The 22,629-nt window shown below is 71.2% G+C and carries 16 protein-coding genes and 1 pseudogene; 12 read left to right on the forward strand and 5 right to left on the reverse strand.

Annotated features, from left to right (window positions below; all coding sequences use genetic code 11):
* The first annotated feature begins 401 nt into the window (after nucleotides 1-401).
* The 7 genes and pseudogenes from AC5P1C_RS07660 (at nucleotide 402) to AC5P1C_RS07690 (ending at nucleotide 7,164) form a co-directional block, all read left to right on the forward strand.
* Entirely contained in the window at nucleotides 402-1,676 is a 1,275-nt protein-coding gene (locus tag AC5P1C_RS07660) for an NAD(P)/FAD-dependent oxidoreductase (RefSeq protein ID WP_493864883.1), read from the forward strand.
* Between the two features lies 1 nt (nucleotide 1,677).
* Nucleotides 1,678-4,287 carry a nitrite reductase large subunit NirB gene (nirB, locus tag AC5P1C_RS07665; protein WP_493864884.1) on the forward strand — a complete coding sequence of 870 codons (2,610 nt, stop codon included), beginning with the start codon at nucleotides 1,678-1,680 and terminating at the stop codon, nucleotides 4,285-4,287.
* The gene (gene nirD / locus AC5P1C_RS07670) at nucleotides 4,284-4,607 is read left to right on the forward strand and encodes a nitrite reductase small subunit NirD (protein ID WP_493864885.1); all 324 of its coding nucleotides are present in this window, start codon (nucleotides 4,284-4,286) and stop codon (nucleotides 4,605-4,607) included. Before nirB ends, nirD begins: the two co-directional genes overlap by 4 nt.
* Before the next feature lie 62 nt (nucleotides 4,608-4,669).
* On the forward strand, nucleotides 4,670-5,254 hold the full coding sequence (locus AC5P1C_RS07675) for a TetR/AcrR family transcriptional regulator (protein ID WP_493864886.1): 585 nt from the start codon (nucleotides 4,670-4,672) through the stop codon (nucleotides 5,252-5,254).
* A gap of 123 nt (nucleotides 5,255-5,377) precedes the next feature.
* Nucleotides 5,378-6,154 carry an SDR family NAD(P)-dependent oxidoreductase gene (locus AC5P1C_RS07680; RefSeq protein WP_493864887.1) on the forward strand — a complete coding sequence of 259 codons (777 nt, stop codon included), beginning with the start codon at nucleotides 5,378-5,380 and terminating at the stop codon, nucleotides 6,152-6,154.
* Nucleotides 6,155-6,309: 155 nt separating this feature from the next.
* Nucleotides 6,310-6,518: pseudogene (locus tag AC5P1C_RS07685) on the forward strand (amino acid permease); the annotation flags it as partial.
* 10 nt (nucleotides 6,519-6,528) lie between these two features.
* Entirely contained in the window at nucleotides 6,529-7,164 is a 636-nt protein-coding gene (locus tag AC5P1C_RS07690) for an SRPBCC family protein (RefSeq protein ID WP_493864888.1), read from the forward strand.
* A gap of 23 nt (nucleotides 7,165-7,187) precedes the next feature.
* Here the strand turns inward: AC5P1C_RS07690 and AC5P1C_RS07695 are convergent, their stop codons facing one another.
* From AC5P1C_RS07695 to AC5P1C_RS07705, 3 genes are all read right to left on the reverse strand, one after another.
* Entirely contained in the window at nucleotides 7,188-9,542 is a 2,355-nt protein-coding gene (locus tag AC5P1C_RS07695; RefSeq protein WP_493864889.1) for a glycoside hydrolase family 20 protein, read from the reverse strand.
* Nucleotides 9,543-9,967: 425 nt separating this feature from the next.
* Nucleotides 9,968-12,727, reverse strand: a complete 2,760-nt coding sequence (gene ppdK / locus AC5P1C_RS07700) for a pyruvate, phosphate dikinase (protein ID WP_493864890.1) — start codon at nucleotides 12,725-12,727, stop codon at nucleotides 9,968-9,970.
* A 416-nt stretch (nucleotides 12,728-13,143) separates the two neighbouring features.
* On the reverse strand, nucleotides 13,144-14,400 hold the full coding sequence (locus AC5P1C_RS07705; RefSeq protein ID WP_493864986.1) for an ROK family protein: 1,257 nt from the start codon (nucleotides 14,398-14,400) through the stop codon (nucleotides 13,144-13,146).
* 142 nt (nucleotides 14,401-14,542) lie between these two features.
* On the opposite strand from AC5P1C_RS07705, the gene AC5P1C_RS07710 reads away from it, so the two are divergent.
* Both AC5P1C_RS07710 and AC5P1C_RS07715 read left to right on the forward strand, forming a co-directional pair.
* Nucleotides 14,543-16,030, forward strand: coding sequence for an MGH1-like glycoside hydrolase domain-containing protein (locus AC5P1C_RS07710; protein WP_493864891.1), 1,488 nt, complete (start codon nucleotides 14,543-14,545; stop codon nucleotides 16,028-16,030).
* Nucleotides 16,023-18,020, forward strand: coding sequence for an amylo-alpha-1,6-glucosidase (locus AC5P1C_RS07715; RefSeq protein WP_493864892.1), 1,998 nt, complete (start codon nucleotides 16,023-16,025; stop codon nucleotides 18,018-18,020). Before AC5P1C_RS07710 ends, AC5P1C_RS07715 begins: the two co-directional genes overlap by 8 nt.
* A 115-nt stretch (nucleotides 18,021-18,135) precedes the next feature.
* Here the strand turns inward: AC5P1C_RS07715 and dusB are convergent, their stop codons facing one another.
* Entirely contained in the window at nucleotides 18,136-19,266 is a 1,131-nt protein-coding gene (gene dusB, locus AC5P1C_RS07720) for a tRNA dihydrouridine synthase DusB (protein WP_493864893.1), read from the reverse strand.
* 264 nt (nucleotides 19,267-19,530) lie between these two features.
* Between dusB and AC5P1C_RS07725 the strand changes: the two genes are divergently transcribed.
* The gene (locus AC5P1C_RS07725; RefSeq protein ID WP_493864894.1) at nucleotides 19,531-21,012 is read left to right on the forward strand and encodes an MFS transporter; all 1,482 of its coding nucleotides are present in this window, start codon (nucleotides 19,531-19,533) and stop codon (nucleotides 21,010-21,012) included.
* Here the strand turns inward: AC5P1C_RS07725 and AC5P1C_RS07730 are convergent.
* Complete coding sequence (locus AC5P1C_RS07730) at nucleotides 20,951-21,661, reverse strand: SDR family oxidoreductase (RefSeq protein ID WP_493864895.1); 711 nt, start codon at nucleotides 21,659-21,661, stop codon at nucleotides 20,951-20,953. The two genes, AC5P1C_RS07725 and AC5P1C_RS07730, sit on opposite strands and share 62 nt — an antisense overlap.
* A 97-nt stretch (nucleotides 21,662-21,758) precedes the next feature.
* Here AC5P1C_RS07730 and AC5P1C_RS07735 point away from each other — a divergent pair, with 97 nt between their 5' ends.
* Together AC5P1C_RS07735 and AC5P1C_RS07740 are read left to right on the forward strand one after the other, a co-directional pair.
* Nucleotides 21,759-22,148: a MerR family transcriptional regulator gene (locus tag AC5P1C_RS07735; protein WP_493864896.1), complete on the forward strand. Its 390-nt coding sequence runs from the start codon at nucleotides 21,759-21,761 to the stop codon at nucleotides 22,146-22,148.
* The gene (locus AC5P1C_RS07740; protein ID WP_493864897.1) at nucleotides 22,145-22,573 is read left to right on the forward strand and encodes a protein-tyrosine phosphatase family protein; all 429 of its coding nucleotides are present in this window, start codon (nucleotides 22,145-22,147) and stop codon (nucleotides 22,571-22,573) included. Before AC5P1C_RS07735 ends, AC5P1C_RS07740 begins: the two co-directional genes overlap by 4 nt.
* The last annotated feature ends 56 nt before the right edge of the window (nucleotides 22,574-22,629 follow it).

Genomic DNA, 22,629 nt, shown 5'->3' on the forward strand with positions numbered 1-22,629 from the left:
TAGGCGCGGGGCGCGGGCAGAAGTGGCTGGTCAGGCGGATATGGCTGATCCTTAAGGCGGGCTTGAGGGTTGCCTCAACGGGGGTTAAGCCGGGCCCCCACCCCTGCTCGTCCGTTCCCCCACCCATCCCTTGTCAGCGCGGGGCAATCGGGCGGGCGGGCGGGAATGGCCTGTTCGGCAAGGGAGGCTGGGGGCGAGGGAGGCTGGGCGGGCAAGGGAGGCTGGGGGGGCAGGGAGGCTGGGGGCGAGGGCAGCGGTCAGGGGGAGCCGCAGCCCCCTGACCGCGCAAGGCCCCTGGCCAGCCCCCTCACAGCAGGCGCCCACGCCCGCTGAGCGCAGCGTTCCCCCCGGGAAACAGTCAGGATGCCGCCGGGTAACACCGCCCCCGCACTCTGCCGTACATGACCTCTTCGACCCCGAGCCCCCAGAGCTCGTACTCCCGCGTGGTGGTGATCGGCAGCGGCCTCGCCGGCGTCCGGCTCGCCCAGCGGCTCGGGGCAAGCGGCGGCAGCGGCAGCAACGCCGGCGCTCTCCTCATCGGAGAGGAACCGCACGCCCCGTACAACCGCGTACTCCTCGCCGACGTCCTCGCAGGCCGCTACGGGCCGGAAGTCATCGGGCTGCCCCCCGTCCCGGGTGAGTACCTCCGCACCCGCGCCGTCCGCATCGACCGCGCCGACCGGCTCGTGCACTGCTCGGACGGCACCGTCGTCCCGTACGGCACCCTCGTCCTCGCCACTGGATCGAATCCCGTCCTCCCGCCCCTCCGTGGTCTCTTCGAGCCCGGCGCCGCCGACCTGCCCCGCGGCGTGCACGCCTTCCGGACCATGGACGACTGCCTCGCCCTGTCCGATGCGGTGAGTTCAGGCACCCGCGTCGTCGTCATCGGCGGCGGACTCCTCGGCGTATCGGCCGCCCGCGCGCTCGCCGTCCGCGGCGCCCAGGTCGTCCTCACCCAGCAGGGCGACCGGCTGATGGAGCGGCAGCTCGACCCGGCCGCCAGTGAACTGGTCCACCGGCACCTCACCGAACTCGGCGTCGAGGTGCACACTGAGTGCCGCGTGCGCGGCGTGCGGCAGGCCGACGGTGCCGTCCGGTCGGTGGAGCTCGCCGACGGGTACGTACTCGGCACCGACCTCACCGTCCTCGCCTGCGGCGTCCGTCCCCGCACGGGGCTCGCGCAGGCGGCGGGGCTCGACGTACGGCGCGGCATCGTCGTCGACGATGAACTGCTCACCTCCGATCCGCACATCCGCGCCATCGGCGACTGCGCCGAGCACTCCGGCGAGGCCCGCTGCCTCGCCGCCCCCGCCCTCGAACAGGCCGACGCGCTGGCCGATGCCCTGATCTCCCCGCAGAACGCGCGCCCCTACGCGGGCACTCGCGCCCTCACCCGCCTCACCCTGCACAACGGACGCCCCGGCTCCGCTCCCCTGGATCTGGCGGCCTTCGGCGACCCCGAGCACCGGCCCGACGACGACGTCGTCCAGCTCGCGGACGCCACCCGTGGCACGTACCGCAAGGTCGTCGTGCGCGGTGACCGGCTCGTCGGCGGCGTACTGCTCGGCGAGCTCACCTCCGTCGGCGCGCTCGCCCGCGCCTGGGAGGCCGACGACCCGCTGCCCGACGACGGCAGCCCCCTGCTCCACCTGCTCACCCACGACGGAGGCCTCTGAGATGCCCACGGACACCACCCCCCGCCCTGGCGCGCGCGAGAACACCATTGTCCTGGTCGGGCACGGCATGGTCGGCCAGCGCTTCCTCGAGGCCCTCGCCGCACGCGGCCTGACCGACACGCACCGCGTGGTCGTCCTGTGCGAGGAGCCCCGGCCCGCCTACGACCGCGTACAGCTCACCTCGTACTTCGCGGGCCGCACGCCCGACGAACTCTCCCTCACCGACCCGGAGTTCATCCGGGAGCACGGGATCGAGCTGTACGTCGGCGATCCGGCGGAGGCCGTGGATCGCGAGGCGAAGGTCGTCACCTCGCGGTCGGGGCGGACCTTCGGCTACGAGACCCTCGTCCTGGCCACCGGCTCCTTCCCCTTCGTGCCGCCCGTGCCCGGCAAGGACACCACCGGCTGTTTCGTCTACCGCACGATCGAGGACCTGCTCGCCATCGAGGAGTACGCGAAGACGTACGCCACGACCGGCGCCGTCGTCGGCGGCGGGCTGCTCGGCCTTGAGGCCGCCGGTGCGCTGCGCGGGCTCGGGCTCGCCACTCATGTTGTGGAGTTCGCGCCGCGGCTGATGCCCGTGCAGGTCGACGAGGGTGGTGGCGCGGCCCTCCTGCGCACCATCACCGGCATGGGTCTGACCGTCCACACCGGCGTCGGCACCCAGGAGATCGTCGCGACCGAGGGTGCCGTCAGCGGGATGAAGCTGTCGGACGGCAGTGAACTCGCGACGGATCTCGTGGTGTTCTCCGCCGGTGTCCGGCCCCGCGATCAACTCGCCCGCGACTGCGGCCTGTCGGTGGGTGAGCGCGGGGGTATCACCGTCGACGAACAGTGCCGCACCAGCGACCCCGCCGTGTACGCGATCGGCGAGTGCGCGCAGGCCTCGGACGGCCGGGTGTACGGGCTCGTCGCGCCCGGCTATGAGATGGCCGAGACCGTCGCCGCCTCGATCGCCACGGAGGAGTCGAGCTTCACCGGCGCCGACCTGTCGACCAAGCTGAAGCTGCTCGGCGTGGACGTCGCCTCCTTCGGCGACGCGCACGGCGCGAGCCCCGACTGCCTGGACGTCGTCTACTCCGACTCGCGCTCGGGGACGTACAAGAAGCTGGTCATCGGTGCGGGCGGCGAGCTGCTCGGCGGCGTCCTGGTCGGCGACGCGGAGGCGTACGGCGTGCTGCGGCCGCTGACCGGGAGCGTGCCGCCGGTCTCGCCCGAGCAGTTGGTGCTTCCCGCGGGCGCGGGCGGCCCGGTGTCGATCGGCCCGTCCTCGCTGCCGGACTCCGCGGTCATCTGCTCCTGCCACAACGTCACCAAGGGCTCGATCCGCGGCGCGGTCACCGAGCACAGCTGCACCACCGTGCCCGAGGTCAAGAAGTGCACCAAGGCCGGTACGGGCTGCGGCAGTTGTGTGAAGGTGCTCGGCCAGCTGGTCAATGACGAGCTGGAGGCCTCGGGCGTCGAGGTCGACAAGGGGCTGTGCGGCTGCTTCGGCCAGACCCGCCAGGAGCTGTACGAGATCGTCCACACCCTGGGCATCACCTCCTACCGGCAGCTCCTGGACAGCCACGGCCGCGAGGCGGCGCGCGGCACCGAGGGCTGCGAGACCTGCAAGCCGACGGTCGGTTCGATCATCGCCTCGCTGGCCCCGACGATCGGCGCCGACGGCTACGTACTCGAAGGCGAGCAGGCCTCCCTCCAGGACACGAACGACCACTTCCTCGCCAACCTCCAGAAGAACGGCTCCTATTCGGTGGTGCCGCGCATCCCCGGCGGCGAGATCACCCCGGACAAGCTGATCGTGATCGGCGAGGTGGCACGGGACTTCGGGCTCTACACAAAGATCACCGGCGGCCAGCGCATCGACATGTTCGGGGCGAGGGTGGAACAACTGCCGCTGATCTGGACGCGGTTGGTGGACGCGGGCTTCGAGTCAGGTCACGCGTACGGGAAGTCACTGCGGACGGTGAAGTCGTGCGTCGGGCAGACCTGGTGCCGTTACGGCGTGCAGGACTCGGTCCGCATGGCGATCGACCTGGAGCTGCGCTACCGCGGCCTGCGCTCCCCGCACAAGCTGAAGTCGGCCGTCTCCGGCTGCGCCCGCGAGTGCGCGGAGGCGCAGTCCAAGGACTTCGGCATCATCGCCACCTCCAGCGGCTGGAACCTGTACGTGGGCGGCAACGGCGGCGCGACACCGCGCCACGCCGACCTGCTCGCGCAAGACCTGTCGGACGCCGAACTGGTGCGTCTCATCGACCGGTTCCTGATGTTCTACATCCGCACCGCCGACCGCCTTGAGCGCACCTCGACGTGGATCGAGCGGATCGAGGGCGGCCTGGACCACGTACGCGATGTGGTCGTCCACGACTCGCTCGGGCTCTGCGCCGAACTTGAGGCGCTGATGGCCGACCATGTCGCGCACTACCGCGACGAGTGGTCCGAGACCATCAACGACCCGGAGCGCCTTGCCCGGTTCGTGTCCTTCGTGAACGCGCCGGACGTCCCCGACCCGACGGTCAGCTTCGTCCCGGAGCGGGACCAGATCAAGCCCGACCTGCCCCTCCTCACCATCGGCTCCCGCCCCCGCGACCTGGAAGGTGCTTCCCGATGAGCATTCAACTCCGCCTGAAGGACGACTGGTTCGAGGTCTGCGACCGCGCACACCTCCAGCCGGGGCGCGGGATCGCCGCGCTCCTTCCCGACGGCCGCCAGGCCGCGCTCTTCATCGACCGGGCGGGCCGCGCGTACGCGATCGACAACCGCGACCCGTTCACGGGCGCGGCGGTGCTCTCACGCGGCCTGCTCGGCGCGGCGGCCGGCCGGCCGTTCGTCGCCTCGCCGCTCCTGAAGCAGCGGTTCGACCTGGAGACGGGGCGGTGCCTGGACGACGACTCGGTGACGGTGGAGACGCACCCGGTGCGGCTCGCCTGATGACGGTGTCGGCAGGTCGCGGACACTTGACCGGTCGTTCCAGTATTGCCTAGTCTCACCTCGTGGCCAGGACCAAGGAATTCGATCCGGACGCCGCGCTCCAGTCGGCCCTAGAGCTGTTCTGGCGGCGCGGCTACGAGGCGACGTCGATGGCGGACCTCGTCGAGGCGCTCGGCATCGGACGCGCCAGCATCTACGCGACGTTCGGCAACAAGCACGAGCTGTACCTGAAGGCGCTGGAGCGGTACACCGAGACCCAGAACCCGCGCCTGCTCGCCGAACTCTCGCAGCCCGGCCCCGCACTGCCCGCCGTACGCGCCGTGGTGCGCCGCTTCGGGGGCGAGGCATCCTCCGACGAAGCGCGCCTGAACGGCTGTTTCATCACCAACACGGCGGCCGAACTGGGCCCGCACGACGATACGGCGGCCCGTTGCGTCGAGCGCAACTGGGAGCACATGGAGACGCTGCTGCACTCCGCGCTCGTCCGCGCACAGGCGCAGGGCGAACTCCCGGAAGACCGCGATCCGCTCGCGCTCGCGCGCATGCTGCTGACCCTGATGCAGGGGCTGCGCGTGATCGGCAAGGCGTCGAAGGACGCGGCGCGAATGCGGGACGCGACGGAGCAGGCGCTGAGCCTGCTGGACTGAGCCTTCCTTTTCCTCTCCCCTGATTCCTCTCCCTGCCCTCCCCCTGACCTCTCTCTGGCCTCTCTCTTGGCTTCTTTTTCATGCCCTGATACTGAACCGATCGTTCAAGAAAAGAGCTCTGTCATGACTTCAGCACCGCGCGCCCGCTTCGCCGCCCGCACGGCCCTCGTCACCGGCGGCGGCTCCGGCCTCGGCCGTGCCATCGCGCTCGCCCTCGCCGCCGAGGGCGCGAACGTCGTCGTCGCCGGGCGCACCGAAGGATCGCTCAAGGAGACCGTGGGGCTGATCGAGGACGCCGGTGGCACGGCGGTCGCCGTCACCGCCGACGTCTCGCGCTCCGCCGACCTCGCGGCGCTCATCGGCGCTACGGTCGAGCGGTTCGGCTCCCTGGACGTGGCCATCAACAACGCGGGCATCTTGCGCGCGGGACAGCCGGTCGCGGAGCTGCCCGAGGAGGACTGGCGGACGATGCTCGACATCAACGTCACCGGCGTACTGCTCGCCCTCCAGGCCGAGGTGAAGCAGATGCGTACGCAGCCCGGCGGCGGGGCCATCGTGAACATCTCCTCCAACCTCGGCCCCCACACCAGCCTCCCGGGCACGATCGGTTACGGCGCCACCAAGGCGGCCGTCTCCGCACTGACCAGGGGCGCCGCCACCGAGGCGATAGGAGAGGGGGTGCGGATCAACGCGGTGAGCCCCGGCTCGTCCGACACCAGCATGTCGCTGCGCCCCGGCGAGACCGAGGCCGAGCGCACCGAGCGCATGAAGACGGCGACACCGCTCGGCCGGGTCTCGAAGACCTCGGAGGTCGCGGCCGCCGTGCTTTACCTCGCGTCGGACGAATCGGCGTCGGTGGTGGGCGCGGACCTGGTGATCGACGGGGGCGCGGCAGCCTGACGGGTGGCCTCGCCTGGGGTGAGGTGGGGGTTCCTGCGGGGTGCTGAAGTTTCAGCCCGTCCGGCGTTTGAGGACGAACACGGCGAAGCCGGTGATAACGGCAACCAAGGCTCCCGCCAGGCCCCGCAGGGCCCGCACCCCCACCTCCACCCCGACCCGACGACCGGCGCGCCTCGGAGGCGCTGCGCCGCGACTGGGAGCTGTGGAATCCGGGCGTCGACCTGGTGGAGCTGCCCTCGCAGACGCGCAGCGCCTGCTCCAGAACCAGCGCGGCTCGGTCCTCGCGCACGCCGTCCGCAGGGACACGGACGCGGTCATCTGCCGACTGCGGTTCCGCCTTGCGTCGGGACGTGGCCGGTCCTAGCGTCGGCGCCATGAGGGCGAACGACGGGACAGGCGCGAATGGCGGGACAGACGCGAACGGCGGGACAGGGGCGAACGGCGGGACGGGCAAGAAGATCACCGAGAAGCTGTCGGACGACGTCCTGCGCGAGGCGACGGGCAAGGGCTGGCCACAGTGGTTCGCGGTGCTTGATGCCTGGGGCGCCATGTCCCGCAACCACACCGAGATCGCCCGCCACGTCCGCGAGGACCACGGCGTCGACGGCTGGTACGCCCAGTCCGTGACCGTCGGCTACGAACAGGAGCGGGGCCTGCGCGAGGTGGGCCAGAGCAGTACGGGCGAGTGGCGCACCAGCGGCAGCAAGACGATCGCCGCATCGCCCGCCAAGGTCACCGAGGCCTTCGCGGACGAGGCCGTACGCCGCCGCTGGCTCCCCGACGCGGACCTCACGCTCCGCACGCACCGCCCCGCCAAGTCGGTGACCGCCGACTTCAAGGACGCCGAAGGCACCACCAGCCGCATCTCCGTGACCCTGACGGTCAAGGGCCCGGAGAAGACGGTGGTGGGCGTCGGCCACGAGAAGCTGCGGGACGCGGCGGAAGTGGCGGCGTACAAGGTGTTCTGGCGCGATCGCCTGGCCGACCTCAAGTCACTCCTGGAGGACTGAACTCGGCCGGGCGCCTCGACATCTCAGGCACGCACCTCCAAGCGGTACAGCGAATACCCGTACGTCGTCTGCCGCTTCACGCCCTGCATGCGTACGTGCCGCGCGGTGACGGGTTCGATGTCGACGGAGTCGACGCCTGCCGTCGTCCGCCCCCGCCGCTCCGCGACCGTCCGCCAGCCCGCCTCACCTGCCGCGTCCTCGGTGACCTGGATGTCGTAGTCCTGTCCTGCCGCCGCCTCCCAGTCGAGGACCACCCGCCGCACCGTGCGCGCCTCCCCCAGGTCGACGGCGAGCCATTCGGCGTCGGTGTACTTCGAGGCCCACCGCGTGGCCGGATCACCGTCGACGGCGTTCTCGGGACCGAGCGACGCGGTCTCCGCGGAGGACGCCGTCGCCTTCCGCCCCCGCGCCAGATCAGGGGCGTCGAAGACCTGCGCCGACCACAGTGTCCACCGGGCGCGCCCCTTCTCCCGGCCGCGTACCCGTACGTATCGGGTGCTGACCGCAGTGAACTCCAGTCCGTCCCAGCCGGGTTGATCCATCCCGCGACGGGACGCGACCTTGCGCCAGCCCGTCTCGCCGTCCTCCGACACCTCGATGTCGTACGAACGCCCGTGCTCACGCCCCCAGTCGAGCCGCACCCGCGCCACGTCACGCGCCTCCCCGAGGTCGATCCGCAGCCAGGGACCGCCCCGTTCGACGCCGCTGGTCCAGGCGGTGACGGGGTTGCCGTCGGATGCGTACGAGGGGTGCGCGCCGGACGACGCGGTGGCGGGAGCGCCGAAGGCGAGCTGGTCGGGCTCGGCGAGGGTGGGTGTGACCGTCGTCAGGCCCGGCCCCAGGGCGCTACGCCGCAGCAGCGCGGTGAACTCCCTGTACGACAAACCCTGTTCGGCGCCGCTCCACATCTTCTGGGCGAGCGTCCCGTAGGTCTTCTCGACGAGGCCGTGCGCGTCCTGCTGGGTGTACGTGGCGTGCACGAGGTCGTTCCACACGGCGGACATCGCGCCGCGCAGCGCGGGGTCGCCGGGCGCCAGGCTCTCCTCGCCCGGGAAGACGTGCGGCTCCCAACTGTCGTACAGGTAGCGGCCGTCGAGGCCATGGCCGTGGTAGTAGTCGGCGAACGGGACGATATAGAGGAGGCCGTCGTTCGTGTTCACGATCTCGTAGCCGTCGGCCTTGGCGGCCCGCGGGCCGTACCAGCCGTTGTTCCAGCTGTGGATGGTGACGTCGCGGTCGTACCCGTCGGCGGATCCCGCCATCTCGGTCAGGCTCCCCCAGGCGCGCGGCTGCTTGCCGAGGGTGCGCAGGTGGGCGGCCATGGCGTTGAAATAGCCGCGGTACTGGGCCTCGGGCCCGGTGTACTCGTCCGCCCCGTAGTGGACTTCGGGGCTGCGGAACCACGGCACGAACTCCTCGAAGACGTCCTTCATGAAGGCCGTCGTCTCCGGCTCGGCGAGGTCGAGGTGGTCGGAGTTGCCGCCGTCGAGCCCCAGCGAGGGCCGGAAACGTACGAAGGAGCGTGAGTGCGCGGGGGCGTCGATCTCGGGGGTGAGCTGGACGGCGTGCAGGGCAGCGGTGTCCTCGAAGGAGTCCCAGTCGGCACGGGAGTACGAGCCGTCGGGCGCCGCGAGCCCGTCCCACTCGCTCTTCTCGCTCCGCAGCCGGAAGGCGTCGTAGGCCTTGCTCCAGTCGCCGCCGGGCGCCGTGATCTCGTTGTCGTTGAGGTGGAGCTGGAGGTCGTTGAGCTTGAACCACCCCATGATGCGCAGGTAGTCGCGCACGAACCCCGGCGTGAAGAAGCGCCGCCCGACATCCAGCATGAAGCCGCGCAGTCGGTAGTTGGGCCAGTCCTTGGCGGTGCCGACCGGGACGCGGGAGCGCAGCTCGTCGTGGAGGAGGATCTGGAGGAGGGAACGGGTGCCGTAGTACACGCCGCTGTAGGCAGGTGCGGTGACGGTCACGGCCTCGCCCGTGACGGCGAGTTCGTACCCCTCGCGGGCGAAGAGCTCACCGCCCTGGGGGTGCCGGGCCTCCGGATCGAGCCGCAGCAGGATCTCGCCCGCGGCGGCCCGCGGGCGCCGGGTGGTGCGGGGCGGGGCGATCTCCAGGCCGGTGACGTCGGCCAGGTCACGCGTCAACTGCCGTGCCAGCGGGAGGAGTTCGTCCGACGCGACTGCCGGTACGACGACACGTGAGTCCGCGCCGAGCCGGTACGCCCCGTCTCCGCCCGCCCACTCCCGGAGGGCGGGGATGACGGTGGGGCGAGGGTTGACCCGAGGCGCCGCGTGGGCGAGGGGCGCCCCCAGCGGCAGGGCGACGGCGGCTCCCGCGACAGCTGTCGCGGCGATGAGAGTGCGACGGGAGAGGTTCGTCATGGCAGTGGACTACACCACTCAACTCCCCACGGACACAAGGGAACCAACAGAAACACTCACGCCCCACGGGTCGGGAGGCGAGCGAAATTGCGCCAATTGCCTCCGGTCGAGCGTATGGCCCACGAGATCGACCTGCCTCCGGAGCCCGAGTTGACCGACTCCGAATCCGACTCCGGCTCCGGCTCCGGCTCCGGCTCCGGCTCCGGCTCCGGCTCCGGCTCCGGCTCCGGCTCCGAACGACAAGACGAAGGATCCGGAACAGGTCACAGTGCCCGAGGTGAGGGGCCTGTCCGAGACGGAGGCGACCGAAGGGGCAGCTCCCCCGCACAGGGAACTGCCCCTTCCTGGTGAACCGGGGCCGACCCGCATCGGTGAGGGTCGGGGACACGGCGTCGGCCCCGGAGTTCAGGTGGTGGCCGTGACGGCTACCGGTGGTCGCTGCCCGCCGACTCGGACGCCGCGCGGCCTGCCTCCAGGCGGGCCACCGGGATCCGGAACGGGGAGCAGGAGACGTAGTCCAGGCCCACCTCGTGGAAGAAGTGCACGGACTCCGGGTCGCCGCCGTGCTCGCCGCAGACGCCGAGCTTCAGGTCGGGGCGGGTGGCGCGGCCGGCCTTGACCGCGTCCTTCACCAGCTTGCCCACGCCGTCCTTGTCGATGGTCTCGAAGGGCGAGACCCCGAAGATGCCCTTCTCCAGGTACGCCGTGAAGAAGCTTGCCTCCACGTCGTCCCGCGAGAAGCCCCAGACGGTCTGCGTGAGGTCGTTCGTGCCGAAGGAGAAGAACTCGGCGGCCTCCGCGATCTGGTCCGCCGTGAGCGCGGCGCGCGGCAGCTCGATCATCGTGCCGAGCGCCAGCTTCAGGGCCACGCCCGTCGTCGCCTCGACCTCGGCGATGACCTGCTCGGCCTCCTCGCGGACGATCTCCAGCTCCTGGACCGTGCCGACGAGCGGAATCATGATCTCCGCGCGCGGGTCGCCCTTGGCGTTCTTGCGCTCGGCCGCGGCCTCGGCGATGGCCCGTACCTGCATGGTGAACAGGCCGGGGATGACCAGGCCGAGGCGTACGCCGCGCAGGCCCAGCATCGGGTTCTGCTCGTGCAGGCGGTGCACTGCCTGGAGCAGGCGCAGGTCGTTCTCGTTCGAGTCCTTGCGGGACTCGGCGAGGGCGACACGGACGGAGAGTTCCGTGATGTCCGGCAGGAACTCGTGCAGCGGCGGGTCGAGCAGACGCACCGTCACCGGGAGGCCGTCCATCGCCTCGAAGAGCTCCACGAAGTCGCGCTTCTGGAGCGGCAGGAGCTGCTTGAGTGCCTCCTCGCGCTCGCCGTCCGCGTCGGCGAGGATCAGCCGCTCGACCATCTCGCGGCGCTCGCCGAGGAACATGTGCTCGGTGCGGCACAGGCCGATGCCCTGGGCGCCGAAGCGGCGGGCGCGGAGAGCGTCTTCCGCGTTGTCCGCGTTGGCGCGGACCCGCAGGCGGCGTACCCGGTCCGCGTACGCCATGATCCGGTGCACGGCGCCGACCAGCTCGTCGGCGTCGTCGGCACCCGCGTGCATCCGGCCCTCGAAGTACTCGACGACCGGCGAGGGGACCACGGGCACCTCGCCCAGGTAGACCTTGCCCGTCGAGCCGTCGATGGAGACGACGTCGCCCTCCTCGACGACGGTGCCGCCCACCGTCATGCGGCGCCGCTTGGTGTCGACCTCCAGGTCCTCGGCACCGCAGACACAGGTCTTGCCCATGCCGCGGGCGACGACGGCGGCGTGCGAGGTCTTGCCGCCGCGGGAGGTGAGGATGCCCTCGCAGGCGATCATGCCGTCGAGGTCGTCGGGGTTGGTCTCGCGGCGGATGAGGATGACCTTCTCGCCGGAACGCGACCACTTGATGGCCGTGTACGAGTCGAAGACCGCCTTGCCGACCGCGGCACCGGGTGACGCGGCGATGCCGCGGCCCAGCTGCTCGACCTTCGCCGTCTCGTCGAAGCGCGGGAACATCAGCTGGGCGAGCTGGGCGCCGTTGACGCGCTGCAGCGCCTCGGCCTCGTCGATCAGGCCCTGGTCGACGAGCTGCGTCGCGATGCGGAAGGCGGCACCGGCGGTGCGCTTGCCGACGCGGGTCTGCAGCATCCACAGCTGGCCGCGCTCGATGGTGAACTCGATGTCACAGAGGTCCTTGTAGTGCGTCTCAAGGGTCTCCATGATCTGCATGAGCTGGTCGTACGACTTCTTGTCGATCTGCTCCAGCTCCGCGAGCGGGACGGTGTTGCGGATGCCCGCCACGACGTCCTCGCCCTGCGCGTTCTGCAGGTAGTCGCCGTACACGCCCTGGTGGCCGCTTGCCGGGTCGCGGGTGAAGGCGACGCCCGTTCCGGAGTCGGGGCCGAGGTTGCCGAAGACCATGGAGCAGATGTTGACCGCGGTGCCCAGGTCGCCGGGGATGCGCTCCTGGCGGCGGTAGAGCTTGGCGCGGTCGGTGTTCCAGGACTCGAAGACCGAGCGGATCGCGAGGTCCATCTGCTCGCGCGGGTCCTGCGGGAAGTCGCGCCCGGCCTCGGTCTTGACGATCTTCTTGAACTTCGTGACCAGCTTCTTCAGGTCGCCGGCCTCCAGGTCGGTGTCGACCGTGACCTTCTTGGCGGCCTTGGCGGCCTCCAGGGCGTCCTCGAAGAGCTCGCCGTCGACGTCCAGGACGGTCTTGCCGAACATCTGGATGAGGCGGCGGTAGGAGTCCCACGCGAAGCGGTCGTCGCCGGACTGCTTGGCCAGGCCCGTCACCGACTTGTCGGAGAGCCCGATGTTCAGGACGGTGTCCATCATCCCGGGCATCGAGAACTTGGCGCCCGAGCGGACGGAGACGAGCAGCGGGTCGTTGGCCTGACCGAGCTTCTTGCCCATCTTCTTCTCGAGGGCGTCGAGGTGCGCACTCACCTCGTCGCGCAGCTCGACCGGCTCCTCGCCGCTGGCGAGGTAGGTCTTGCAGGCCTCAGTGGTGATCGTGAAGCCCGGAGGGACGGGCAGCCCGAGGTTGGTCATCTCGGCGAGGTTCGCACCCTTCCCGCCGAGAAGGTCCTTGAGGTCCCTGTTGCCCTCGGTGAAGTCGTAGACGAACTTCACGGCCGCATCGCTCGCATCGCTGACGCTCGCATCGCTCTGCGCTACGTGGGGATCTTTGTTTTCCGACACGGGTCTCGACTCCTCGAGGACTCGGTGGCTGCCCTGACGGCGAGGAACATACCCAGATCGAAGGCACCTGGGTACGTCCACTTGTGCGTCATACGGCTGTAACCACCCGTCCGCCAGTAGATCGAAAGTAACTGGGCGGTAGCTGGACGAGCGATCATTCGTTCAACTCTTGAAGACTCAACCCCCGTAGACCCTGCGATTCGCTCGAATGAGCGGCTCGTACTCAGATGTGAGTTCACCTCATGAATGATCGAGCAGTGGCACTGAGTGCCACCCCTTGGAGAAGTGCAGTCGGCCCGGAACCGCTCATCTGAGCGCAAGCCCTATCAGGGGTGGCGAGAATCACGCCGTTTGAAGCGGCCGGATGTCAGCATCCGGACTCCGGTTGGGACGGCCATACGCCCGTCACCTGCCCGTCATACGCCGAGCGCGGCGAGCCGCTCCTCCACCCGCTCGGGCGCGTACAGGTGCTCCACCACGAGCGTTCCCGCACCGAAGAGTGCGGCGCGCTCGCCGAGGCGCGAGGTGACGACCTCCAGATGAGCGGTGGAACGGGGCAGGGCCCGCTGGTAGAGCAGTTCGCGCACCCCGGTGAGGAACGGAGTTCCGGCCAGATCTCCGGCGATCATCAGAACTCCGGGGTTCAGGAGCGTCACGACGGTGGCGAGGACCTCGCCCACGTGCCGCCCCGCCTCGCGCGCGAAGCCCATCGCCTCGGGGTTCCCCGCCGCCAGGAGCTCCCGCACATCCGCCCCCGATGCCGCGGGGACCCCCGCCTCCGTCAGCCGGCGTGCCACGGCCCGCCCGCTGGCCACGGCGGCCAGGCAGCCGTACGAACCGCACTTGCACAGGGCCTCGGCGCCTTCCGGCACCCGGATGTGGCCGATGTCCCCGGCGCCTCCGTCGATGCCCCGGTAGACCTCGCCGCCGACGACGACGCCCGCGCCGATGCCGGTGGAGACCTTGACCAGAGCGAAGGCCGAGCACCCGGGGTAGGTGGCGCGCTGTTCGCCGTACGCCATGAGGTTCGCGTCGTTGTCGACGAGGACCGGGATGTCGGCGGGCCCGCCCGTCTGCTCGGCGAAGGCGCGGCGCAGGCGGCCTCTTATGTCGTACCCGTCCCAGCCCGGCATGATCGGCGGCTGGACGACACGGCCCGTCTCGCTGTCCACCGGGCCCGGCACGGCGAGCCCGATGCCGCAGACCGAAGCGGGGGCGCGGTCGGCCTTGCGCAGCAGCTCGGCGAAGCGGACGCCCAGCTCGCCGAGGACCGCTTCGGGGCCGTCCTCGATCGCCAAGGGCCCCGCGTGATCGGCGATGACCTCACCGGTGAGGCCGAGCAGGGCGGTGCGGGCGTGCCGGGTCTCCAGGTCGGCGGCGAGGACGACCGCGTGGTCGTCGTCGAACTCCAGGCGGACGGCCGGGCGTCCGCCGAGCGGTGAGCCCGCCTTGCCCGGGTCGCCTCCCGCGCCCTCGCGCAGCCAGCCCGCGCGGAAGAGCCGGTCCAGGCGCTGGCCCACCGTGGCGCGGGAGAGCCCGGTGACCTGTTGCAGGGCGCCGCGCGTCGTGGCCCGCCCGCTGCGCACCAGGTGGAGCAGGTCACCGGCGCCGGCATGCTGCCCGCCCACGCGCCCCGTCGCCGCCTGCTCTTCGCTCTCCGCCCGGACCGGCATCCGCTCTCCCCTTACCTCTCGCTCCGCCCCCTTGCGCATGTCAACTCCACGTTACATATTGGGTTTTGCGAGTCGAGTAGACATAACTCTAGGGTGGGAAATGCAGAACTGACAGGGCGTCGAGCCTCTCGGAGGGATCCGCTTGGACCGCACGCATACGGGACACACCGCCCAGTTGACCGCCCGCCGTGCAACCCCTTCGCTGCGCGAGCGCGCCGCCGAGGTGCTGTGGGCGAACTGGACGGGCACGTCGACGGTCCCGTCCAGGCAGCTCTATCCGCACCAGTGGTCCTGGGACTCCGCGTTCATCGCGATCGGCCTGCGCCATCTCTCCCCCGTGCGCGCCCAGTTGGAGCTGGACACGCTGCTCTCCGCGCAGTGGGGCGACGGACGTGTCCCGCACATCGTGTTCAACCCCGCCGTCCCCCTGGACGCCTACTTCCCCAGCCCCGACTTCTGGCGCTCCACCACCGCAGGCCGCGCGGCCGGGGCACCCGGTGCCGTGCAGACCTCCGGCATCGTGCAGCCGCCGGTCCACGCGCTCGCCGTCCGGCTGGTCCACCGCGCCGACCCCGGCCTCTCCCGCGCCCGCTCGTTCCTGGCCCGCGCCCACCCCCGGCTCGCGGCCTGGCACGGCTATCTGCTGCACCGCAGGGACGCGGGCGGCGCGGGCCTCGCCTCCGTGGTCCACCCCTGGGAGCAGGGCATGGACAACAGCCCTTGCTGGGACGCCCCGTTGAGCCGCGTGACCCCGGCGGATCCGGCCGCGTACCGCCGCGCGGACCTGGACCACGGCGCCGCGGAGGACCGGCCGACCGATCTCGACTACGGGCGATACGTGCGGCTGGCCGCGGACTACCGCGATCGCCGGTACGCCGACGGGGCGGTCGGTGAGTCTGTGTGCGCGGAGGGCGGGTTCGCCGTAGAGGACCCTTCCTTCAACGCTCTCCTGATCGCCTCCGAGTACGCACTCGCCGACATCGAGGCGGAGTTGGGCCTGCACGACGCCTCCGCCGCACGGGAGGTCCGCGCGGCGGCACTCACGCGGGTCCTCGTGGACCGGCTGTGGGACCCGGCGGAGGGCATGTTCTTCTGCCGCGACCTGTGCTCGGGGGAGGGCAACAGACAGCTGAGGCAGCCGGGGCGGCTGGTGCCCGAGCGTGGGGTCGGTGGCCTGGTCCCGCTGATCCTGCCCGCGCTGCCGCGCCCTGTCGCCACCGCGCTCGTACGGACCGCGTGCGGACCGCGCTTCGGCCTCGGAGGACCCGCGCGGCTCGTGCCGAGCTACGACCTCACCGGACACGCCTTCGACCCGCGGCGCTACTGGCGCGGACCGGCGTGGATCAACACCAATTGGCTGCTGGAGCGGGGCCTTCGGCTGCACGGCGAGCGCGAGCGGGCGGACGGCCTGCGGCGTGCGCTGCTGGACGTGGCCGGAGATTCCGGGTTCGCGGAGTACGTGGACCCGTACACAGGGCGGGGCTGCGGCGCGCGTGGCTTCGGCTGGAGCGCCGCGCTCGCCCTGGATCTGCTGCTCGACGATCCCGCCGGGCGTGACGAGGAGCCGCACGGGAGGCCGGCTGACGTGCCTGCCGTGGCGGTGACGAGGGAAGGGCTGAGGGATGGCTGATCTGCGTCAACCACTGGTGCGGGGCGGTACGTTCGCGGCGCTCGAATCGGGTGGCGACATCAGCGGGGTGCCGGGCGGGACGTCCCCGGCAGGCCTTTTCGTACGCGACGCCCGGCACCTGAGCCGCTGGCAGTTGACGGTCGACGGGACAGTGCCCGAGATCCTCGCGCCGGCGTCGGACGCCGACGCGGACGCGGGCGTCGCGCGGTGCGTCCTCGTCCCGCGCGGCGGCAGGCAGGAGCCCGCATCCTGCACCCTCTTCCGCGAACAGGCGGTGGCGGACGGCGCGTTCGTGGAGTCGCTGCGCGTCACGTGCAACCGCCCGGGACCGACGACCGTACGTCTCGCGCTGACCGTGGACGCCGACTTCGCCGACCAGTTCGAGCTGCGCTCCGACCACCGTACGTACGAGAAGACGGGCGCGGTCAGGTCGCGAAGGGTCATCGGGGGCGGTGAGGGCGAGGGCAAGGGTGCCTCTCCCGAGGGCATCAGGGGCATCCAGGGCATCGAGTTCGCCTACCGGCGCCGCGGCTGGTGCTCCCGTACGACCGTGACGGCGGAGCCGGCTCCGGACGCCGTCGAGGAGACAGGGACCGGCGCACGGCGGCTCGTCTGGGCCCTGGACCTGGACGCGCACGAGACGACCGAGGTGACACTGCGCGTTGCGGCGCACCCGCACGGAGCGCCGGAGCCGCCACAGGTGCCGTCGGGCCCGAAGGAGGCAGCAGCTGAACTCGCCGCCCAGCAAGCGGAGTTCACGTCAGGCATCACCATCCCCCACGGCTGGCCCGAACTGGCGGCGGCCTGCGACCGTGGCCTCGCGGACCTCGCCGTACTGCGGGTGCCCGCGTCGGGGCCGGACGGCGAGACGCTGAGCGTCCCGGCGGCGGGCGTCCCCTGGTTCATGACGCTCCTGGGCCGCGACGCCCTCCTGACCTCGCTCTTCGCCCTCCCCTACGTGCCGCGCCTGGCCGCGGCGACGCTCCCCGCGCTCGCCGCCGCCCAGGCGACGGAGGCCACCGAGGGGGCTGTCGCCAAGCCCGGCAAGATCGTGCACGAGGTACGGCACGGGGAACTCGCGCACTTCGGGCAGGTGCCGTACGGGCGCTACTACGGCTCGGTGGACGCGACCCCGCTCTTCCTGGTCCTGCTGGGCGCGTACACGGAACGGACGGGCGACACGACCCTGGCCCGGCGCCTGGAGCCGCACGCGCGGGCCGCCGTCGGCTGGATCCTCGACCACGGCGGCCTCACGTCGCGCGGTTACCTCGTCTACCGCGCGGACGAGGGCGGCCTCGCCAACCAGAACTGGAAGGACTCCCCCGGCGCGATCTGTTCCGCCGACGGCAGCCGCGCCACGGGCCCGGTGATGGCGGCGGGCGCGCAGGGCTACGCGTACGACGCGCTGGGCCGCACGGCGTGGCTTGCCCGCACGGTCTGGGGCGACAAGGTGTACGCGGACCTGCTCACGCAGGCGGCGGCCGACCTGCGGGACCGCTTCCAACGGGACTTCTGGATGCCGTCCAAGGGCTTCCCCGCGCTCGCCCTGGACGGCGAGGGCCACCAACTCAACGCCCTCGCCTCGGACGCCGGCCACTTGCTGTGGTCCGGCCTCCTGGACAAGGAGTACGGGGAGGCGGTGGGCCGCCGCCTCCTGGAACCGGACTTCTTCTCGGGCTGGGGAGTGCGCACCCTGGCCGCGGGACAACCGGCGTACCACCCGCTCTCGTACCACCGGGGCTCGGTATGGCCCCACGACAACGCCCTGATCGCACTCGGCCTCTCCCGCTACGGCCTCCATGACGAGGCACGGGCGGTGGCACGGGGCCTGGTGGCGGCGGCGTCACGTGGCGGCGACCGCTTGCCGGAGGTACTCGCGGGCTACGGCCGGGACGCTTACCCGTGCCCGGTCCCGTACCCGTACGCATGCGTACGGGAATCACGATCAGCGGCGGCGCCGTTCGCGCTGCTGAGTGCGGTGGGTGGGTAGCTGACCCGAAGCCTTGCGTGCCGTAATCACCGGCTCCGCCGAGTCCGTCCTCAAACTCCCCGAAGCTCTTAAAGGGCAGGGGGACCCCCACGACGGGCTGGATCCATCCGGCCCCTCAGCCCCCGGACGTGTCCAACTCCGCGTCCTCGCTGATGCCCGCGCAGTCGTAGGGGTCCTTCAGCCAGCCGTCCGGCAGGACCACGCGGTTGTTGCCGGACGTGCGGCCACGCGGGCCGTCGGCGCCCGTCGGCCAGCCCTGGTCGAGGTCCAACTCGCCCAGGCCGTCCTCCAGTTCGGCGAGGGACGAAGTGATCGCGAGGCGCTTTCGCATCTCCGAGCCGACCGCGAATCCCTTCAGGTACCAGGCCACGTGCTTACGGAAGTCGATGACGCCGCGCGCCTCGTCGCCGATCCACTCGCCGAGGAGGGTCGCGTGGCGGAGCATGACCTTCGAGACCTCGCGCAGGTCGGGGGCCTTGGGCGCGCCCGTGCCCTCGAAGGCGGCCACCAGGTCGGCGAAGAGCCAGGGGCGGCCGAGGCAGCCGCGGCCGACGACGACTCCGTCGCAGCCGGTCTCCTTCATCATGCGGACCGCGTCGGCGGCCGACCAGATGTCTCCGTTACCCAGGACGGGGATCTCGGGGACGTGCTCCTTGAGGCGCGCGATGGCGTCCCAGTCGGCGGTGCCGCCGTAGTGCTGGGCGGCCGTGCGGCCGTGCAGGGCGATCGCCGTGACGCCCTCCTCGACGGCGATGCGGCCCGCGTCGAGGAAGGTGATGTGCTCGTCGTTGATGCCCTTGCGCATCTTCATCGTGACGGGCAGGTCCCCGGCGCCGCTGACGGCCTCACGCAGGATCGCGCGAAGGAGGGGCCTCTTGTACGGGAGCGCGGAGCCGCCGCCCTTGCGGGTGACCTTGGGGACGGGGCAGCCGAAGTTCAGGTCGATGTGGTCGGCGAGGTCCTCCTCGGCGATCATGCGGACCGCCTTGCCGACCGTCGCCGGGTCGACGCCGTACAACTGGATGGACCGGGGCTTCTCGGTCTCGTCGAAGTGGATCAGCTGCATGGTCTTCTCGTTGCGCTCGACCAGGGCGCGCGTCGTGATCATCTCGCTGACGAAGAGTCCCTTGCCCCCGCTGAACTCACGGCACAGCGTCCGGAAGGGCGCGTTCGTGATGCCCGCCATGGGCGCGAGCACGACGGGCGGCCGCACGGCGTGCGGGCCGATCTGAAGCTGGGGCTCCATGGCGCGGGGTCCTCCGGGACGCGGGAAGCGGGGGGGGCAGACCTCCTATTGTCCCCCATGCGCACGAGTGCCCGTACGGCCCGGCTCGCGCACCCGGCCGGGCCCCTTGTCCACGCACCCGGCTCGCGGACCGGGCTCGTGCCCCGTCAGGGGCGCGGGGGAACTGCGCGAGCGACCCCCGACGGCCCGCGAGGGCTGAGCGCGCAGTTCCCCCGCGCCCTGACGGGGACGCGCCACACAGTCCGCCGGGATACCGTCGAAGCCATGCCCGAACCAGAGCTCACGCACCGCCGACGCATGCTGGTCCTCGCGATCTGCTGCATGAGCCTGCTCATCGTCAGCCTCGACAACACCGTGCTGAACGTGGCCCTGCCCTCCATGGCCCGCGAGTTCGACACCAACATCTCGGGCATGCAGTGGACGATCGACGCCTACACCCTCGTACTCGCCGCGCTCCTCATGCTCGCGGGGTCGACGGCGGACCGCGTGGGGCGACAGAAGATCTTCAAGGTGGGTCTGGTGATCTTCACGGTCGCCTCGGTGGCCTGTTCCCTCGCGCCCAATCTGGAATCCCTGGTGGCCTTCCGCATGTTCCAGGCGGTAGGCGGGTCCATGCTCAACCCGGTCGCGATGTCGATCATCACCAATACCTTCACCGAGCCCCGCGAGCGGGCCCGCGCCATCGGCGTCTGGGGCGGTGTGGTCGGCATCTCCATGGCCGCGGGACCACTCGTGGGCGGGGTCCTGGTGGACTCCGTCGGCTGGCGCTCCATCTTCTGGATCAACCTGCCGGTCGGCCTCGCGGCGCTGCTCCTCACCATCCGGTACGTCCCCGAGTCCCGCGCCCCCAAGCCACGCCGCCCCGACCCCGTGGGCCAGCTCCTGATCATCGTGCTGCTCGGCGCCCTGACGTACGCGATCATCGAGGCGCCCACGGCCGGCTGGACATCCCCGCTGATCATCGCGTTCGCGGCAGCGGCGCTCCTGGCCCTGCTCGGCCTTCTCGCCTACGAGCCGCGCCGCGCCGACCCCCTCATCGACCTGCGCTTCTTCGGCTCGGCGCCGTTCAGCGGGGCGACGGTGATCGCGGTCTGCGCCTTCGCCGCGCTGGGCGGCTTCCTCTTCCTGTCCACGCTCTACCTCCAGAACGTACGCGGCCTGACCGCCCTGCACGCGGGCGTGTGGATGCTGCCGATGGCCGCGATGACGCTGGTCTGCGCCCCGCTGTCGGGCCGCCTGGTCGGCAGCCGGGGCGCGCGCCTGCCCCTCCTCATCGCCGGGATCGCGATGACGACATCCGGTGTCCTCTTCGCCGCGTTCGACGCGGAGACCACGAACGCGACGCTCCTCCTCGGCTACGTCCTCTTCGGCCTCGGCTTCGGCTTCGTGAACGCCCCCATCACCAACACCGCCGTCTCCGGAATGCCCCGCGCGCAGGCGGGCGTGGCCGCCGCCGTCGCCTCCACCAGCCGCCAGATCGGCCAGACCCTTGGCGTCGCGGTCATCGGCGCGGTCCTGGCCTCCGGGGTGGGGACTTCGTCGTACGCAGCCGTCTTCACGGAGGCGAGCCGACCCGCCTGGTGGATCATCGCGGGATGCGGTCTGGCGGTGCTCGTACTGGGCGCGCTGACCAGCGGGCGGTGGGCGAGGGGGACGGCGCGGCGGACGGCTGAACGCCTCGAAGCTATGCCGCAGGGACCGCTTGCGGGTAGAGCACGCTCGGCTCGGCGCTCAGCGCGGCCTTGAGCCGGACGCTCGCCTCGTCGGCGAGGACCTCGAACGCGCGGGCCTCGACACCGTCGAGTCCGGCGCGTACGACATCGGCGGGATCGTTCTTCTCCACGTCGTACCCGGCCATCATGTCGGTGTCGACGCTCCCCACGATCAGGCCTGTCACCGAGGTGCCCTGGCCGATGAGTTCGAGCCGGACGCCGTTGGTGAGGCTCCAGGCCGCCGCCTTGGCGGTGGCGTACGCGTTGGCGCCGTCGTACGAGGTCCAGGAGAGCGCCGAGAGGAGGTTGAGGACGGCGCCGCCGCCGTTGCGGGCGAGGACCGGGGCGAACGCGCGGACCATGTTCAGCGGGCCGAAGAAGTTCGTCTCCATCTCCAGGCGGATCAGGTCGAGTTCCCCGGCCACGAGGTTCTGCCGGGTCGCGGTCCCAGCGTTGTTGATCAGCAGCGTGACGTCCTGCGCGGCGTGCGCCGCGGCGGCGACGGACGCCGGATCGGTGACGTCGAGCCGCAGCACTTCCACGCCGGGGATGTCGACGCGCTCCGGAGTGCGCGCGGTCGCGTAGACCTTGTCGGCGCCCCTCTCCAGGAGCTGCTGGGCGAAGTGGCGGCCCATGCCGCGGTTGGCGCCGGTGACGAGAGCAGTGGAACCGGAGATTTTCATGGATGCCTCCTGGCTGACTGGAGCGCGAGCCGCTCACAGTGGCTACGCTAAAACCTGACGTTGACGTCAGAGGCAAGTGCTGAAGCCGGGAGAGCTCATGCGCATCGGGGAACTGGCCACCAAGGCGGGCGTGAGCGTGCGAGCGCTGCGCTACTACGAGGAACAGCAGCTGCTCGCCTCGGAGCGCAGCGCCAGCGGGCAGCGACAGTACACGGACGGCGCGGTCGACCGCGTACGGCTCATCCAGCAGCTGTACGCGGCGGGCCTGCCCAGCAGGACGATCGTGGAGCTCCTCCCCTGCGTCGAGACGGGCGAGGTGACCACGGAGCTGCTGCACCGCCTGGCGGCCGAGCGGAGCCGCATCGACGCCCAGATCCGGAGCCTGACGAGCACCCGCGACCGGCTCGACGACATCCTGACGACGACCACCACGTCCTGGTGCACGGGCCGACCCTGCCCGCCGGCGGACACTACGCTCGCGCCGTGACTGCGACTTGGGATCCCACGGCATCAGGCGTACTGCGCCTCCCCTCGGGCCGCCTCATCCGCGGCCGGGGCCTGCGCCACCCCCTCCCGGCGGGCCCGACACCCGACTTCGCGCTGCACCTCCTCGGCAAGGAGCCCCCCGCCGCCGACTGGGAGTCCCGCTGGCTGCGCTGGCCCGACTTCCGGCTACCCACAGACCGCGCCGCGACGGCGTCCGTCCTGGCCGAGGCACTGGAGCGCGCCGGGAGCGAACGGGTCGAGGTCGCGTGCGGGGGCGGCCTTGGGCGTACGGGCACGGCACTGGCGTGCATCGCGGTCCTGGAGGGGGTGCCGGGGGACGAGGCGGTGGCGTATGTGCGGGAGCACTATGCGCGGCGGGCGGTGGAGACGCCGTGGCAGAGGGGGTTCGTGAAGCGGTTCGGCTGACGCGGGGGAACCTGGAGTGACAGATGACAGATGACAGATATTGAAATCTGTCATCT

The organism is Streptomyces sp. A18 (assembly GCF_059026065.1).

Coding starts and splice junctions, on each gene's coding strand:
- AC5P1C_RS07690 (WP_493864888.1), top strand. CDS start 6,529: ATGAGGGCGAACGACGGGACAGGCGCGAATGGCGGGACAGACGCGAAC.
- dusB (WP_493864893.1), bottom strand. CDS start 19,266: ATGGAGCCCCAGCTTCAGATCGGCCCGCACGCCGTGCGGCCGCCCGTC.
- AC5P1C_RS07725 (WP_493864894.1), top strand. CDS start 19,531: ATGCCCGAACCAGAGCTCACGCACCGCCGACGCATGCTGGTCCTCGCG.
- AC5P1C_RS07660 (WP_493864883.1), top strand. CDS start 402: ATGACCTCTTCGACCCCGAGCCCCCAGAGCTCGTACTCCCGCGTGGTG.
- AC5P1C_RS07695 (WP_493864889.1), bottom strand. CDS start 9,542: ATGACGAACCTCTCCCGTCGCACTCTCATCGCCGCGACAGCTGTCGCG.
- AC5P1C_RS07735 (WP_493864896.1), top strand. CDS start 21,759: ATGCGCATCGGGGAACTGGCCACCAAGGCGGGCGTGAGCGTGCGAGCG.
- AC5P1C_RS07680 (WP_493864887.1), top strand. CDS start 5,378: ATGACTTCAGCACCGCGCGCCCGCTTCGCCGCCCGCACGGCCCTCGTC.
- nirD (WP_493864885.1), top strand. CDS start 4,284: ATGAGCATTCAACTCCGCCTGAAGGACGACTGGTTCGAGGTCTGCGAC.
- nirB (WP_493864884.1), top strand. CDS start 1,678: ATGCCCACGGACACCACCCCCCGCCCTGGCGCGCGCGAGAACACCATT.
- AC5P1C_RS07715 (WP_493864892.1), top strand. CDS start 16,023: ATGGCTGATCTGCGTCAACCACTGGTGCGGGGCGGTACGTTCGCGGCG.
- AC5P1C_RS07705 (WP_493864986.1), bottom strand. CDS start 14,400: ATGCCGGTCCGGGCGGAGAGCGAAGAGCAGGCGGCGACGGGGCGCGTG.
- AC5P1C_RS07730 (WP_493864895.1), bottom strand. CDS start 21,661: ATGAAAATCTCCGGTTCCACTGCTCTCGTCACCGGCGCCAACCGCGGC.